The sequence below is a fragment of the Pseudoalteromonas byunsanensis genome, from assembly GCF_001854475.1.
GTDB classification, from domain to species: domain Bacteria; phylum Pseudomonadota; class Gammaproteobacteria; order Enterobacterales; family Alteromonadaceae; genus Pseudoalteromonas; species Pseudoalteromonas byunsanensis.
On record NZ_MNAN01000032.1, the window covers coordinates 340972 to 356362 of the forward strand.

Below are 15391 nucleotides of genomic sequence, written 5' to 3' on the forward strand. Positions count from 1 at the left end.
TCGTTTATCTTACAAGTAAGTTAAATTGTCCCTAATTGCATATATGAGTGATGTGAATGCTTTCAAACAACAAACTAGAATCAAAAACTGAGCAGCTTAGCATCATTAATCAATTTTCTTCATCTTTGTTGCAAATCACTCAACTCGATGAATTATTTGATTATGTTACATCTCAGGTGGTAAGCCGTCTGGGTTTTGTTGATTGTGTGATCTACCTTGCTGACGAACAAGGTAAATTTTTAGAAGAAGTCGCCAGCATGGGCGTTGCACACCAAAGTAATGACTATAAAGTTGCACAAACTAGAATTCCCATTGAACAGGGGATCACAGGGCATGTTGCCAGAACAAGACGAGCTTTTGTATCTGGAGATGTGTCAGTTGAGCCAATGTATATCGCTGACTCACGGCCTGCTCTGTCTGAGATCTGTGTACCGCTTGTGTACGAAGAAACTCTACTAGGCGTTATCGATTGCGAACATCCACAACGAGATTACTTTACTGAGGGACATCTGCAAATCCTCTCAACGGTGGCGCATTTGCTAAGTGCCAAAATTAATCAGGTAAAAACCCTCAATAATCTGACTAAAACAATAGAGCAACTTAATCAAGCGCAACAACTTGAACAGTGCTTGTTAAAAATTGCTAATATCACCTATCGCTCTTTGGATTTGGAAGCATTCTATGACGAGCTATATCAGATTATTAACAGTCAGCTACCTGCAGAAAACTTTTTTATAGGCTTGTATGACAGATACAGCGATATTCTCGAAATTGATTACTTAATCGAAAATCAAGTCAAGTGTAATGCACACCAACGGGTAACTAAGGCACAGATCAAACATACCGCCTCTTATTTTACCCTTACCTCAGGCAAACCCTTGCTATGTAATACCCGAGAGTTTGAGCGTCATATTGAGTTAGGTAACTTCCAAATGGTAGGCCAGTCACCAAAATCTTGGTTGGGCGTGCCTTTCGCTGTAAATGAGCAGTATCAAGGCGTTATCGTGATTCAAAGCTATACACAAGATAAAGCTTTCAATCATCACCACTTGTCTATTTTGACCTACATTAGCCGTCAGGTAAGCATGGCAATTGACCGACAACTATCACGTCAGGCACTTGAGCATAGGGCACTACATGACGAATTAACTGGGCTCGCCAACCGCTATTTATTGCTTGAACGTGTAAAACACGCCATTTTGAGCTTAGACCGAGATGATGATGACAACTCACACTGCCTACTTTATCTTGATTTTGACCGCTTTAAGAGTATTAACGACGCACTAGGTCATGATGTTGGTGATCATTTTTTAGTTGCTATCGTTAACAAGATTAAAGACTGTATTCGTCGTACCGATACCTTTGCACGACTGGGTGGTGATGAATTCGCTATTTTCATAGAAAATGTCAAAGATAATGAACAGGTTTCTCTGGCACTAGAGCGCATAAATGAAGCTATTGCGAAACCATTGTACATAGATGGCCACATACTTCAGGCGTCTACCAGTATTGGCGTCGCTTTTACGGATAACGCCACGGATAACGCGATTACATTGCTACAGCAAGCTGATGCAGCAATGTACGAGGCTAAATCTCGCGGACGGGGCCAAGTATGTTATTTCAATAATGCCATGCGCAAAAAGCTCAAACGTCAGGCCGATATAGAGAACGACTTACAACATGGTATTAAAAACAATGAATTTGAGCTCTACTTTCAACCCATTTTTGCGCTAAATGATCCTCATGTGGTCAGCTTCGAAGCACTAGTGCGCTGGCACCATCCAAAGAATGGCCTAGTACCACCAAACGATTTCATCGTTATCGCAGAACAAACAGGACAGATCATTGAACTAGATTTGCATTTGCTTAAACTGGCTGCTCAGCAATTAAAAAGCTGGCGTCAAGAAGGCAGCCCTATGATTAGGATCACCGTAAATGTCTCATCCAGACACTTTGCTAGTCTCGATTTTGTCACCTACATGCAACAGCTCTATATTGATTATCAGCTTCCCAATGGAGCCTTGTGCCTCGAGATCACCGAGTCCGGCTTAATTGAAAACCTAAAACTAGCAACAAAAATAATCCAGGGTTTAGAACCATTGGGCGTCAAACTATATTTAGATGACTTTGGCACTGGCTATTCAGCCTTAGGATACCTGCACCAGTTGCCAATTCACGTGTTGAAGCTAGACAAGAGTTTTGTAGATCAGTTAACGCATAAAGAGAACCCCTTAGTCGATGCTATATTATCACTTGCCCGTTCGCTCGATTTAAAAGTCGTTGCTGAAGGGATAGAAAACCCGAAACAATGGGCATTACTAAAACGTAAAGGTTGTCAGTTTGGTCAAGGTTTTATGGTGTCTAAACCGCTACCCGCCAAAGAAGCAATGCAATTTTTAATCGACAACACCCAGATGACCTTGTCGATTTGATTACTTTGGCACACTTTAGTTAAGGTGTCGGTTATTGAAAAAACCATATCATGACGTGACCCCCAATAGTTGGACTATCCAATTATTAGGGGGCACTTTAATTAGAGGTTTTTTTATCTAGATTAACCAAGCTCTTTGCGTAACTCTTTTGTAGCACGCACCATATTGGCTAACGCCTGTCGGGTTTCTTCCCATGCCCGCGTTTTAAGGCCACAATCAGGGTTAACCCATAAGCGCTGCACCGGAATTTTCTGAGCCGCCTTGTGGATCAGTGCTTTGATCCAGTCAACTTCTGGTACATTAGGGCTGTGAATGTCATAAACTCCTGGACCAATATCATTGGGGTAATCAAAATTCTCAAACGCCGCCAACAACTCCATGTTTGAGCGAGAAGTTTCAATCGTGATAACGTCTGCATCCATATCGGCTATCGCTGCGATAATATCGTTAAACTCGGCGTAACACATGTGGGTATGGATCTGAGTTTTATCTTCAACACCACTGGCTGAGACTCTAAAAGCATACGCGGCCCAATCCAAATAGTTTTGCCACTGACTCGCTTTTAATGGCATCCCTTCTCTAAATGCAGGCTCATCAATTTGAATAATATCAATCCCTGCATTTTGTAAATCAACCACTTCATCCCTCAGTGCCAAAGCGATTTGGTTGGCAATACTCGGCTTATCTAAGTCATCACGCACAAAAGACCAAAATAATATTGTCACAGGCCCTGTTAACATGCCTTTCATCTTTTTCTCAGTCAGTGACTGTGCATATTTGGTCCAAGCTACGGTCATTGCCTTGTGACGGGACACATCTCCCCAAATAACCGGAGGTTTAACGCAGCGTGAGCCATAACTTTGCACCCAACCAAATTGCGTGAATGCAAAACCTTCGAGCAACTCGCCAAAGTACTCAACCATGTCGTTACGCTCAGCTTCACCGTGTACCAGCACATCCAAATCTAGGGCTTCTTGCTCCTCAACAGCATAACGAATTTCAGCCTCCATCTGAGCTTGATATTGCTCAAATGACAGATTGCCCGCCTTAAAGTCGCGTCTAGCCGCTCGAATTGCTTTCGTCTGCGGAAATGAGCCTATCGTTGTAGTTGGTAATAAAGGTAGAGATAACGACTGTTGCTGTGATTGAATACGCTTTACAAACTCATTATTTCTTTGACCATCACGCGCAGTCAAAGATGCCACTCTTTGTTGTACTGCTTGGTTGTTAACACGTGATGAAGTCAAACGCGCTTTTACTGGCGCACAATATGCCTCTAGTATGCTTTCATCTTGTTGGATTAGTGCCTGTTTGAGTAATGCTAGTTCCTGACCTTTTTGTGTGGCAAATGCCAACCATGAACGTAACTCGCTGTCGAGTTTAGTCTCTTGCTCTAGGTCAACAGGCGTATGGAGCAGTGAACATGAAGGTGCAAGCCAAAGTTGTTCTTTTCGCTTATCTGCGACATCTCGAATATTGGTATAAACAGTTTGTAAGTCTGCACGCCAAATATTGCGACCATTAATAACACCCAATGACAACACCTGCTCTGGGCGCAATGCTTCATCCAACTGGGCTATATCATATTGGCCTGCTACGCAGTCAAAATGTACACCATCAACTTGGTAAGTACTAACGTCTGATAAATAATCACTTACTGAATCAAAGTAAGTAGCCAGTAGCAGCTTAACGCCTTGGCCTGACAAGTGATTAAAACTCGTTTTAAGTGCTTCACGATAATCATCATTTATTTCTAGCGCCAAAACTGGCTCATCGATTTGAACCCATTCAACTCCCAGCTCAGCTAACTGGCGCAGAACTTGTTGATATACAGGCAAGATCCTTTCTAGTAGCGATAATTTATCAAATGGTTCTTTAGCACATTTAGACAAATGTAAATATGTCACAGGCCCAACTAGTACAGGTTTGACTTGATGCCCTAGAGCCTGTGCTTCTCTCACATGCTCGAATAACTCAAACCAAGCAAGTGTAAACGTTTGGTCTTGTTCTAATTCAGGCACGATATAGTGATAGTTGGTATTAAACCATTTAGTCATTTCACTGGCAGCACATGCGCACCCCGTTGGGGCTTTACCTCGACCAATGCGAAACAATGTATCTAGGTTGATTTCTCCACTTTGACTACGGTGGCGCTCTGGCACGGCCCCAAGCAGCAAGCTAGTGCTCAAAACATGATCATACCAAGCAAAATCACCCACAGGTAACAGCTCAACTCCTGCCTGAGCCTGTAGTTGCCAATTTTGCGCTCTAATCTCTCGTCCTTTTTCAACAAGTTCACTGTGCGTCAGCTTTCCCACCCAATATGCCTCTATTGCAAATTTGAGTTCACGCTTCTTACCTATTCTGGGAAAACCTAAGTTATGTATCTGTGTCATGCTCTTTCCTTTGGATGTTTGGATGTCTAGAACTCTATTTGTTAACCAATATGAATACAAATGATGCTTTCTCAGGAGGAAGTTGAATAAAATTAATTTGTATTTTTTGAAAAAAAGTTAAATAAATAATGACAACGCTGTCAAAAATAATGTTATAGTGATTTTGTTAAAAATTAATCATCGATTGCTGGTTTTGTAGACGTCTAGACGTTACTATTAGGTAATGACTGAGATTCAAGTAAAGCAATCTGAGTTTAACTCACACTAATAATGAGATTTATTAAAGATGATCGACATAAAGCATTTGAAAACCATCGCAACCCTTAAAGACACTGGTTCACTTGTTAATACGGCCCGTGAGTTGTTCTTGACGCAATCAGCTTTGTCACATCAAATTAAAGACTTAGAAAACAAACTCGATTGTCAGTTGTTCGAAAGAAAGACGCAGCCAGTACGCTTTACACCACAAGGTATGCTATTGCTGGAGCTTGCTAATGACATTTTACCTCGAGTAGAAGCAACCAAATGTCGTTTGAAAGAAAGCCTAAATCAGCCGATCTCCCAGCTCAGGCTTAGTGTTGAGTGTCACGCATGTTTTCATTGGTTATTGCCAACTATAAAAGAATTTAATAACTTTTGGCCTGATATCAAAGTCGACTATGAGCGAGGCTTTAGCTATGACGCAATTCCTGAATTATTAGAAGATGATCTGGATCTGGTACTGACCTCAGATATGCGCGAGCAAGATAAACTCGAATATGCACACCTTTTTGATTTTAAACTCAAGCTGATTGTTGCCCCTGATCATGAATTAGCTAAAAAGGCATACGTAACCGCACTAGACCTTAAAGATGAAACCATCATCTCTTACCCTATTCCCCGTGAGCGGCAAGATATTTTCAAACACTTTATTCAAAATGCTCGCTTTGATGGCACACTTAAAACGGTTGATCAAGGGTTACTCATTTTTCAACTTGTAAGCGCAGGAATGGGAGTCGCAGCATTGCCTGATTGGCTGGTGACACCTTATGAAAGTCAAGGCCTTATCAAGTCCATTCCACTTGGCGCACTTGGTCTTAATCGTCCAATGTACTTGGCAATGAAAAAAACCATGAAGGATAACCCGGTTTACAGGCACTTCCTAAATACCTGTAAACAGAACAATTCGCGTTAAGCTATTATTTTTGTAAGATTTTAACTAAACTGAACCCAATCTAATTGATTGGGTTTTTTATGTTTTTGTTTAAGAAAGTGCTCGGCGGCTTACTCATGCCGTTACCGCTAACATTGATTGTTGTCGCAACGTGTTTGTTATTTGTAAGCAAAACCAACATAAAGTCATATATTGTCCTCTGGCTTACATTAATAGGCCTATGGTTTATCAGCACCCCATTTTTCGCAAATAAGCTGATGGCTTCTGCTGAGTCACAAATACGAACCTTTGATGTGAGCAAACACCGCAAAATAGACAAGATAGTGGTGCTTGGCTGTGGCGTACACCTAAACACTCAACAAATTGCCAATGCACAACTAACAGGTTGTTCGTCTGCCAGACTGACTGAAGGGCTCCGACTTGCGCATCATTATAAAAATGCTGAGTTGATAGTCTCAGGCCACAACAGTGCCCGACTTATGAAGCAAACAGCAATAGCGCTTGGAATATCAAATAATCGAGTTCGAGCTAACTCCACAGCCATGGATACCAAAGACGAAGCAAAGCTTTTAGCGCCTCATCTAGTTGATAGACAAGTCGCTTTAGTGACCTCCGCCAGCCACATGGCACGTGCTAAGAATTTATTCTGGGCGCAAGGCGTCGATACTGTTGCAGCACCCACTTTGTTTTATAACCTGCATAATGAGCCCAGCTATAAGCAGTTTATTCCACAAGCCGCGGTACTCCAAGCGGTTACGACTCATCACCATGAAATGTTAGGAACGCTTTGGATAAAGCTCAGGCGAACAATTAACCCAGAGGCGCTGTAACGCGCCTTCGTTAAACACCAGAACTTAGACGGGATTATCAATATCGATAAAGGTCACATCAAAACCATATTGCTCAGCTAAATACTCACCGAGTGCCTTGATACCGTAACGCTCTGTGGCATGGTGCCCGGCTGCAAAAAAGTCAATGCCCTGCTCATTAGAGCTATGAATGGTTTGCTCTGATGCCTCTCCCGTCAAGTAGGCGTCAATGCCTTGACTGGCGGCCAAATCAATGTAGCCTTGCCCGCCCCCCGTACACCACGCAATGGTTTCTATAGGCTTATTTCGAACTGCATTAATTAGAGGTTTACGATTAAGTACGGTGGTTATCTTCTCTGCAAAAACCTCAGCTGACATCGGGTTTTTCAGCCGCCCATGTACAGGCACACTACTCGGTCCAGCTTCTAATCCACCCAACACCTCAATATCCAGCAGCTTTGCCAACTGTGCGTTGTTTCCAAGCTCAGGGTGAATATCGAGCGGTAGATGATACCCGTATAAGTTAATATCATTGGCGAGTAAAGTCGCAATACGGCGCTTTTTCATACCCGTAATAACTTGTGCTTCACCTTTCCAAAAGTAACCATGGTGAACCAAAATAGTATCGGCCTGTAGCTCTACCGCAGTATCGACCAATGCTTGACTGGCAGTCACCCCCGTTACAATTTTACGAATATTTTCAGCGCCTTCAACTTGCAAACCATTTGGCGCAAAATCTCGGATCGCATCGGGTTTTAACAACTCCGTTAGAGTGTGTGTAAATTCTGAACGCTTCATGAAGTAACCAGTATTTGTCCTAAAAATTTTACAAATTTTGGCGTTTATACAGCCAAAATGGAAGCAAAACCCTTAAAAAATTGAAAAATAGCGCAAATATGGGTATAACTATTCATTAATCTTAATCCCGCGTATAAAACGACTAGGATCTACGATGAGTAAACTAGATAAAAATGAAGTATTAAGCGCTTTTGAAGCTGCTTACGAAGCTGCCCATGGCAAAAAGCCTGAGATCACAACCAAACCGGGTTGGTACAGCATTGACGGCGGGAAAAACCTGCGTCTTGCTGATGTAGCAGCACTGACAGAAGAGCTTACTTCTGGGTCTTCAACAAAGAGTGAAGCGCCAAAGGCAGCACCTGCTAAAAAAGCAGCGCCTGCTAAAAAAGCAAAAACAAGCAAAGCTGCACCTGCAAAAGCACAAAAGAAAGCTCCTTTTAAAGTAGTTAAAGAAAACTCTGAAGGTTTCACCGCTGAAGAATTCTGGATTGCTGAGCTTGCTGGTAAAGACCATGATTGTCGCTTACCTCGTGGTGTTGTATAACACTTGCGCTTTGTAAAGACATAAAAAAACCGCAGCGTGCGGTTTTTTTATGTCTGTAATACGTGTTTTTCGCTTTGTCATTCAACGGGATGTTCAAGCACTTCTTTGAGATTTTCCAACCCCATTTGTAAGTCATCACCTAACATTTGTTCAAAGTCCATCACCAGCAACATCAAATTCATTGGGTAGTCCATATGGCCGCTAAATCCCCATTTTACTCTGGTGCCCTCGGGTGTTTGTTCGGTGATCATATAAGCTGGGTCTATGGATTGAAACGGCTCTTTAAAGCGTAATTCAAAGTCGATGCGTTTATTTTTATCAATTTTGATGATCTCTTGCTCGCCCACCCCCACTTCAGGGTGTTTACTTCGCCAAGCTGAAACAAAACCCACCGTGCCGTCTTCACCGCGATATTCGCTTTGCATCGCGGGATCCATTTGCGCCCAAGTACTGTAATTACCCTGATTTTTTAGCAGCTTAATATACGAAAACACCTGCTCGACAGGTTGCTCAATCACCACTTCACGCTCCACGTGGTAACTGTCGGCCACAAACAGCGCGAGAATAAATGGGGTGGCGATGATCAGCAGTAATAGTATTATTATTTTTTTAAACATGCTTGGGTTCCTGTGTTTTAGTTATTTGCTATCAAGCATAGACGATTTATACGTGCCTACCGAATACTGATAGACGCATCAGACTCTCTCGCTATATGAATTCAATAAACACTTATTCCAAAATCGCCTCGGATAAATCCACCTTACTTAGATCTACATTACTCAGATCAACCCCTTTCAAATTAGTACCTTTTAATTTTGCACCGCTAAGCTTAGTGTTATTTAACATTGCTTCGGTTAAATCTGCGTTGGTTAAATCTGCGTTGGTTAAATTTGCATTGGTTAAATTAGAATCTATTAAATCTGCGTTTGTTAAATCTGCGTATGTTAAATTTGCCTCGGTTAAATTTGAACTTGATAAGTCAGTTCGATGAAATGTCGCGCCTTCAAAACAGGCTGACTTTAGTATGCAGCAAAACATTGTAGCGTGGTCAAATTCGGCGCTCGCAAAATTCGCATAAGACGCATTGGCAAAACTCATAGATATGCCTATCCAAGTACTCTCTATCGCACTCACGCCTTGCAACCTAGCATGACCTAATTCCCCCCCCACAAAGCTGACTTCATTCAGATTACTATTTTGTAAATTAGCCATTCTTAGATCTTTGAATTCAAAATCGCACTGTTGCAAATCAATATGAGTAAGGCACCGAGTGGGTATACGGTCATCCTCTTCTCCACTCCCTTTAACCCGTAAAAGCCACTGAGAAAAGCTATGCATATTTTCTAAGTTCAAATCCGAGACGTTTTCGGTAGCACAGCCACAAGCATGATGAATTGCCAACAGCGCCACCTCCGCATTACGAGCATATTTTTGCATCTCACTAAATGTACTCAACTGCAGCTCTTCCACTGGCATGCCTTTACGTAGTGTCCGCGAGAACAACCCAGCAAAACACCTCTGCCATTGCTGTACGTCGTTTATGTGACGTATGCTCACTTCATCTTTTAAAAAGCGAAATATGTACTCATCCAGTGCTGTCGGCCCGCTTAGTTTTGCCCAGCGCACTAATGCACTGGATTGATCACACCCCACATCTGGGTCTTCAATATTGCGATTCACTTCACTGGTAATTGCGGCCACTTCACGAATAATACGCCGAGCGATTAAATACTCACCAAAGCTTTTGTGAGTAAACTCAAAGGTTTTATCCTGCCCGTCTAACAACTCACTTTGGCGAAAATAAAAGGCGGTTAATAAACGAGAGATCCCCGACGTGGCGCTTTCTTGAAACACCTCCAGATATTTTGTGACGCGGCTGCTTTCACATTGCTGCTGAATTTTACTAATGCTGGCCACACGGCCATTACCATGCCAAACCGCCAAAGCAATTTCTTCTAACACGCGAATAAAATGCGGCTTCTCAAGGTCTCTCGTTTGCTTATAGCCACCATGCTCCCACTGCCTGTGATACACCGCCTCTAACAAATCCTGATAGATTTGATTGAGCGTTAAGTGCTCATCAAAAACCACTTCCCCACGCTCAAAACTCAGCGCCACCAAATAATTCAATAACGGCTCCTGCGTAATAGGTTGCAGTTGGCTTATCGCCAGTGGCTCGGGTAGTCTTTCATAGTCTACCCCTTTGGCCCGACCATAGTTTTGCCACCACGTATCGCGCAAATCCGTTGCTAGCAATTTATCAGGGTCGATGTACTCGCTATCATCCGTATCGTCATCTTGTTCTACAAAATAGGGCAGCACGTACAATAGCTGTTGTAACCCTCTAAGCTTTGCTGCTACCGACTGAACCGCCATCTCTCGACCCGTGATCAATGCTTGCCATTGGAAACCCGCATCGTTAAAGCGGTTTATTTTACTGATCACTTCTTCAACAAAGTAATTAGCGGTCTCAGCCGCTAATTTGCCTTGCATAGCAAGCTCATCTAGTCCGTCAAAAATCAACAACACTCGCTGTGTTTTTTGTGCCTTATTCAATGGGTTGGTTGGTAAGTATGGGTCTGATTCTACATAACGGGCGAGCGCGTTAAGCAGGTCATCACTTGGGTCAAAATGGTGCAGTGGAATAAACACCACCCGTATATCTGGACGTTCACGCACCATATTTGCCGCAAACATTTTCGCAAATGACGACTTACCGGAGCCCGGGCCGCCACTAATTACTTTGATGGCGCAATTCTTATCAAACTGCCTTGCCCAGTTATTTATTTCACCGTGCAGGTCAACAACCTGCTTTTTGGTATTAAACGCTCTGCTGCGCAGCGACTCTTTTTCATCGTCTTCTTGCATCGCTACTTTATAGTAGGCATTGAGATTGACATACACCTGACTGAGGCTGAACGCTTCGGCAAACATGCGCTGGTTCACTTGTTCCTGTAACCACACGTTATATAAATGCCAGCCCCGCAGTTCCTTATTCGCATCTGCAAATGGGCTTTGTAGATGCTCAGCAACGCATAAGTAGTCTTCTCGGTTGTTGTGCCACTGCTTATGCAGCGCCAACGCAAAGCTTTGTTTTAAACGTGCGAAAAAACCTTCCGCATCTTGTGTGCGCATCCCTAAACTTTCAAGCCAATAAATTATGGCTGGTTTGATGTGCGTAAATAGCGACAAGTTTTCAGGATGGTCAAAGAAGTCAGCGATAATTCCCAATGGAACATCATTGACCTGCTTTGCCATATTATCGCTAAGTGTTTCGACCTCTGTATCATCAAGCTGACACTCAAATAAATCTTGATAATCAGGTACTAACTCATAAAGGGTGACTTGCAAGCTTTTAAACACCAGCACCCATGCTGCTTGCTCAGGCTTTTTCTCAAACCCGACAATGCTGCTCGCTTCAACCACATTGTCCAATATGCCTTTACTGTCGCCGAACATGCCTGCAACAGTGGCTTTAGCCAAATTTTTAAATAATTCCCTGATGGGTAAGGCAAGCTCCTTATTCCAAATTGAAACAGGTTGCTCTAAGGCTAGATCATACTGATTGCTCATAACGAGTCCTTGCAATGATGCGTAACAATGACGGATAGAATTGTTTCTTTATCACCATACTCAGACATTTTTGCCCAAATATCCAGCACTTTCATACTGTTAAATCAGGAACACGTGATGTATTTTCGAGTATGTCTAACAGGAAGGTAGTTTAAAAATATGAAGAGGGAGGCAACCAAGGCTACCTCCTAAAATGAGTTATCCAAACAAACGTTCAAACCAGTTTTTATCTAGGTCTTCTTCACAACGTTTGAGTTGTGCGCCATAGCGGCTGGCGCGATGTTTGACCTTATTGGCCACGGCCATCAACCATTTTTTCTTGCGATAGGTGCCGCGTTTATATCCGCCCCAACCTTCATGATAATTGAGGTATTGTGCATAGGCATCCCATTTAGAGACACCATTAATTTTATGAGTTTTATAAACAAACCACGCCATAAAATCGATAGCATCTTCAAAGTCGTCTCTATCGGCACCTGAGTTACCTGTTTCGCGAATATAATCGCTCCAAGTAGGCGTTTTTGCTTGAGAATATCCATAGGCCGAACTCGCGCGCCCAGTGGGAATAAACCACAAGAAGTATTCCATTGGCGGAGCCGCGTCATGTTTGAAGGAGCTTTCTTGGTACATCATTGCCATTAATACGTGCTTTGGTGATCCCCATTTATCTTGAGCATCACGTGCATCATAGTACCAATCTTCTTTTTCCTGGAAAATCTTACAAATATCATTAGGTTGCTTGGGAGGTGCTGTTGCACAACTCGCTAGCAATATCAGTACAGGCAATAAAATTATAATTTTTTGCATTTTTTTACGAACCCGTTGAACTTTTATAAATAATGCCTGTCATAACCTATGAATGCAGCAGTTTAGCATTGTTTCATCCCTGAAATTTATTTGCGCAGCCTATTTGAGCTGCGCTTTTTTTTGCCTAGGCTTTAGCAAAGTAATCGCGTAGGAATGTCACAAAGTCCTTATCGTCGCTTTCCTTAATTGAAATTGCTGCCTGCTCCGACTCAGCCGCCGCAAGGTCAAGCCCCTTTTGACTATATTCTGAATAGTCAACATCCTGATACGATGCCTTATACTTAGCGGCTAAATCAAGTGCTAATACACCGCCGTCCTGCTGCTTTTGCTTAAGTAATGATATCAAACGACCAGAATAGGTTTTCTCAGGCTGCGCAACCCAAGTCTTTAATTCATTGATAGTGCTAATATATTTACTAGTACCGTAGGCTTCATCCATCCATTTAGCCACATCTTCTAACTCTGAGAAGATACGCTCTGCCCACTCTCTTAATGGGATGTCTTTACTACCTTGTAATAAAGTAACGGCTGGATCTCTACCTTGATTTACCACGGTTGTTAAATTGTCTTGGCTGAGCTTTTGCTCATCCCAACTCATCTGTGAAGATGGTTTTAGCAAACAATAAGTCAAAAACACATCAAGGAAGTTAATCTGTTCGATGCTAATACCTGTATCTACAAATGGGTTAACATCTAAGGCGCGAATTTCCACATATTCAATACCACCGCGCTCTAATGCATGTGTAGGTGGCTCACCACTGAGTGCATTGCGCTTTGGTCTGATTGGAGAATAGAATTCATTCTCGATTTGCAAAATATTTTTGTTCAGCTGCTTAGGTGTTTCACTGGTGTAATCATCCAACTCACCGTAAAGGTCTGAGTGGCAGCGGATTGCTTCACGTAGACCCGCAATGTACTCATCTAAACTGTTATACGTTACTTTCAAAGACGACTGTGCACTGTTGGTATAACCAAGATCACCTAGACGTAGCGCCGTTCCATGCTCAAGGTACAGTGTACCTATACCTAATTTTTTAAACGGCAAATGGCTTTCTTTGCCTTGTAAAAATGACGAACACAGAGCTGGTGATGCGCCAAATAAATAGCTGATCAACCACAACTCTCGCTTAAAGTTGCGGATCAGACCTAAATATTTGTCAGATATAAACTGTTGTAACGGCAAAGTGTTGCTTTGTAGTGTTTGCAAACTGTGCCAAAGTGAATCAGGATATGAAATGTTAAAGTGCACACCCGCTATCGCTTGCATCATACTACCATAGCGGTTTTTCAAACCTTCACGATACAAGGTCTTCATTCTACCAATGTTTGAATCGCCAAATTGTGCCAACGCGATGTCACTTTGATCGGTGATAAAGCATGGCATACTCATTGGCCAAAGCAGTTCATCACCCATTTTCGACAAGGTGAATTTTTGCAATTCTTTTAATTGTGCCAAGGTCTGTTCAGGAAATTCACTGACAGGAGTGATGAACTCCAACAACGACTCTGAGAAGTCAGTAGTAATACTGCTGTGTGTTAATGGATGTCCCGCGCCTTTTGGATGAGGGGTTTGAGCTATCGTACCATCCTTTTCAATTCTTAAGGCCTCTCGCTCTATTCCGCGCTTAATACCTCTGATGGCATGTTTATGCTCAGGCATCGACAATGCTGAAAGTATTGTCTGTAAATCTGTTGTTATCAAAAAAATATCCTCGGCCAAAAAAGGCAATGCCAAAGTTATGGGGGCTAAATTAGGAATACTCAAGCCAAAATAATGACTTTTCCACTATGCCCGCCGTTTTGCATGTAACGATGTGCGTCAGCAACCTCAGACAGTGCAAACTGTTTATCCATATGCACTGTCAGTTTGCCACTTCTATACGCACGATACAATTTATTGAGGTCATCGCTGTTTGCCGTAACAACCATTCCCTGTGCATTGATTTGTTTACACTTAGCATATTCACATACTTGTTCTTTACTGATTGTTGGAACCGTGACTACCTCACTTCCTGCTGTTAGGTTGTCAAGTAATTCAAGCGCTTTATCTGCACCAACTAAATCAAGCAACTGCCCCGTTCTTCGCCTATCGAAGAAAGTGGTGTAATCCATCACTTCAACATTTAACTGTGTCAACAAATCGTGACTAGGCCTTGTTGTTAGCGCAATAACCTTTCTACCTTCAAGCTTGGCAAGTTGAATCGCCAAATGCCCGACCCCTCCCGTAGGCCCATTAATATATATCGGCTCATCTAAATTTAACGGCGCGCATCGCAGTGCTTGAAGAGCTGTTAAACCACTCAAACAAAGACCCGCGATTGCTGAATTTTCTTTCTGCATTAATGGAATAATTTCACTGTGATGTGCATCGACTATTTGTGCATAGCACCTTGGCTGGTGTGCAAACCCCACCATACCGATCACATACTGATCCGGTGTAAAGTTTTTAACCTGGCTACCAACAGCCTTTATTCGGCCATAAACGTCATAGCCTAGGCCCATAAAATCATTAGCTGGCTTTTGTGCCGCAACAAAACCGAGCCCCATACGCGTTTTTATATCAATTGGATTGACACTCGTGGCAAGCACTTCAATACGCACATCCTGTTCACCCAACGCCTTTATGGCGTGTTCGCGCGCAACAATTCGGTCAGCTTCGCCAAATTGCTCCACCCCATACACATAGTTTGACTCTGTCATTGATATCTGCCTTGTTGCCTTGTCATATAACTCGCTATAATCTAACACAATTAAAGCAAATCTTAATGGTATGATGTCAACTGTCGATAACTACCGTTAAGGTTAACGTAACTTAATAAAATCGTGGAGCTTGGTGATTTCATTAAGTGGTGAACGAGGCCATCGCTAAAATAGCTTAA

The 15391-nt window shown here is 42.5% G+C and carries 11 protein-coding genes; 4 read left to right on the forward strand and 7 right to left on the reverse strand.

Annotation, left to right across the window (positions count from 1 at the left end):
• The first annotated feature begins 56 nt into the window (after positions 1-56).
• Positions 57-2432: a bifunctional diguanylate cyclase/phosphodiesterase gene (locus tag BIW53_RS13555; RefSeq protein WP_070992545.1), complete on the forward strand. Its 2376-nt coding sequence runs from the start codon at positions 57-59 to the stop codon at positions 2430-2432.
• A gap of 122 nt (positions 2433-2554) precedes the next feature.
• On the opposite strand, the gene metE is transcribed toward BIW53_RS13555, so the two are convergent.
• The gene (gene metE / locus BIW53_RS13560) at positions 2555-4828 is read right to left on the reverse strand and encodes a 5-methyltetrahydropteroyltriglutamate--homocysteine S-methyltransferase (protein ID WP_070992546.1); all 2274 of its coding nucleotides are present in this window, start codon (positions 4826-4828) and stop codon (positions 2555-2557) included.
• Between the two features lie 286 nt (positions 4829-5114).
• Here metE and BIW53_RS13565 point away from each other — a divergent pair, with 286 nt between their 5' ends.
• Both BIW53_RS13565 and BIW53_RS13570 read left to right on the forward strand, forming a co-directional pair.
• On the forward strand, positions 5115-6002 hold the full coding sequence (locus tag BIW53_RS13565) for a LysR substrate-binding domain-containing protein (protein WP_070992547.1): 888 nt from the start codon (positions 5115-5117) through the stop codon (positions 6000-6002).
• A gap of 59 nt (positions 6003-6061) precedes the next feature.
• Positions 6062-6811 (forward strand): YdcF family protein, encoded by a 750-nt coding sequence (locus BIW53_RS13570; RefSeq protein WP_070992548.1) that lies wholly within the window; start codon positions 6062-6064, stop codon positions 6809-6811.
• Between the two features lie 24 nt (positions 6812-6835).
• On the opposite strand, the gene BIW53_RS13575 is transcribed toward BIW53_RS13570, so the two are convergent.
• Complete coding sequence (locus BIW53_RS13575) at positions 6836-7588, reverse strand: Nif3-like dinuclear metal center hexameric protein (RefSeq protein WP_070992549.1); 753 nt, start codon at positions 7586-7588, stop codon at positions 6836-6838.
• Between the two features lie 154 nt (positions 7589-7742).
• On the opposite strand from BIW53_RS13575, the gene BIW53_RS13580 reads away from it, so the two are divergent.
• Positions 7743-8132, forward strand: coding sequence for a hypothetical protein (locus BIW53_RS13580; RefSeq protein WP_070992550.1), 390 nt, complete (start codon positions 7743-7745; stop codon positions 8130-8132).
• 77 nt (positions 8133-8209) lie between these two features.
• Here the strand turns inward: BIW53_RS13580 and BIW53_RS13585 are convergent, their stop codons facing one another.
• The 5 genes from BIW53_RS13585 to BIW53_RS13605 form a co-directional block, all read right to left on the reverse strand.
• On the reverse strand, positions 8210-8749 hold the full coding sequence (locus BIW53_RS13585; protein ID WP_070992551.1) for an SRPBCC family protein: 540 nt from the start codon (positions 8747-8749) through the stop codon (positions 8210-8212).
• Positions 8750-8861: 112 nt separating this feature from the next.
• A complete protein-coding gene (locus tag BIW53_RS13590; RefSeq protein ID WP_070992552.1) occupies positions 8862-11705 on the reverse strand; it encodes a pentapeptide repeat-containing protein in 2844 nt (947 codons plus the stop codon).
• Positions 11706-11903: 198 nt separating this feature from the next.
• Positions 11904-12512 carry a transglycosylase SLT domain-containing protein gene (locus BIW53_RS13595; protein WP_070992553.1) on the reverse strand — a complete coding sequence of 203 codons (609 nt, stop codon included), beginning with the start codon at positions 12510-12512 and terminating at the stop codon, positions 11904-11906.
• Between the two features lie 124 nt (positions 12513-12636).
• On the reverse strand, positions 12637-14214 hold the full coding sequence (gshA, locus tag BIW53_RS13600; protein WP_070992623.1) for a glutamate--cysteine ligase: 1578 nt from the start codon (positions 14212-14214) through the stop codon (positions 12637-12639).
• A 59-nt stretch (positions 14215-14273) separates the two neighbouring features.
• The gene (locus BIW53_RS13605; RefSeq protein ID WP_070992554.1) at positions 14274-15212 is read right to left on the reverse strand and encodes an NADP-dependent oxidoreductase; all 939 of its coding nucleotides are present in this window, start codon (positions 15210-15212) and stop codon (positions 14274-14276) included.
• Positions 15213-15391: the final 179 nt, after the last annotated feature.

What these genes read in the sequence shown, in the direction of transcription:
- BIW53_RS13555 (WP_070992545.1), top strand. Translation starts at nt 57, where the DNA reads ATGCTTTCAAACAACAAACTAGAATCAAAAACTGAGCAGCTTAGCATC.
- metE (WP_070992546.1), bottom strand. Translation starts at nt 4,828, where the DNA reads ATGACACAGATACATAACTTAGGTTTTCCCAGAATAGGTAAGAAGCGT.
- BIW53_RS13565 (WP_070992547.1), top strand. Translation starts at nt 5,115, where the DNA reads ATGATCGACATAAAGCATTTGAAAACCATCGCAACCCTTAAAGACACT.
- BIW53_RS13570 (WP_070992548.1), top strand. Translation starts at nt 6,062, where the DNA reads ATGTTTTTGTTTAAGAAAGTGCTCGGCGGCTTACTCATGCCGTTACCG.
- BIW53_RS13575 (WP_070992549.1), bottom strand. Translation starts at nt 7,588, where the DNA reads ATGAAGCGTTCAGAATTTACACACACTCTAACGGAGTTGTTAAAACCC.
- BIW53_RS13580 (WP_070992550.1), top strand. Translation starts at nt 7,743, where the DNA reads ATGAGTAAACTAGATAAAAATGAAGTATTAAGCGCTTTTGAAGCTGCT.
- BIW53_RS13585 (WP_070992551.1), bottom strand. Translation starts at nt 8,749, where the DNA reads ATGTTTAAAAAAATAATAATACTATTACTGCTGATCATCGCCACCCCA.
- BIW53_RS13590 (WP_070992552.1), bottom strand. Translation starts at nt 11,705, where the DNA reads ATGAGCAATCAGTATGATCTAGCCTTAGAGCAACCTGTTTCAATTTGG.
- BIW53_RS13595 (WP_070992553.1), bottom strand. Translation starts at nt 12,512, where the DNA reads ATGCAAAAAATTATAATTTTATTGCCTGTACTGATATTGCTAGCGAGT.
- BIW53_RS13605 (WP_070992554.1), bottom strand. Translation starts at nt 15,212, where the DNA reads ATGACAGAGTCAAACTATGTGTATGGGGTGGAGCAATTTGGCGAAGCT.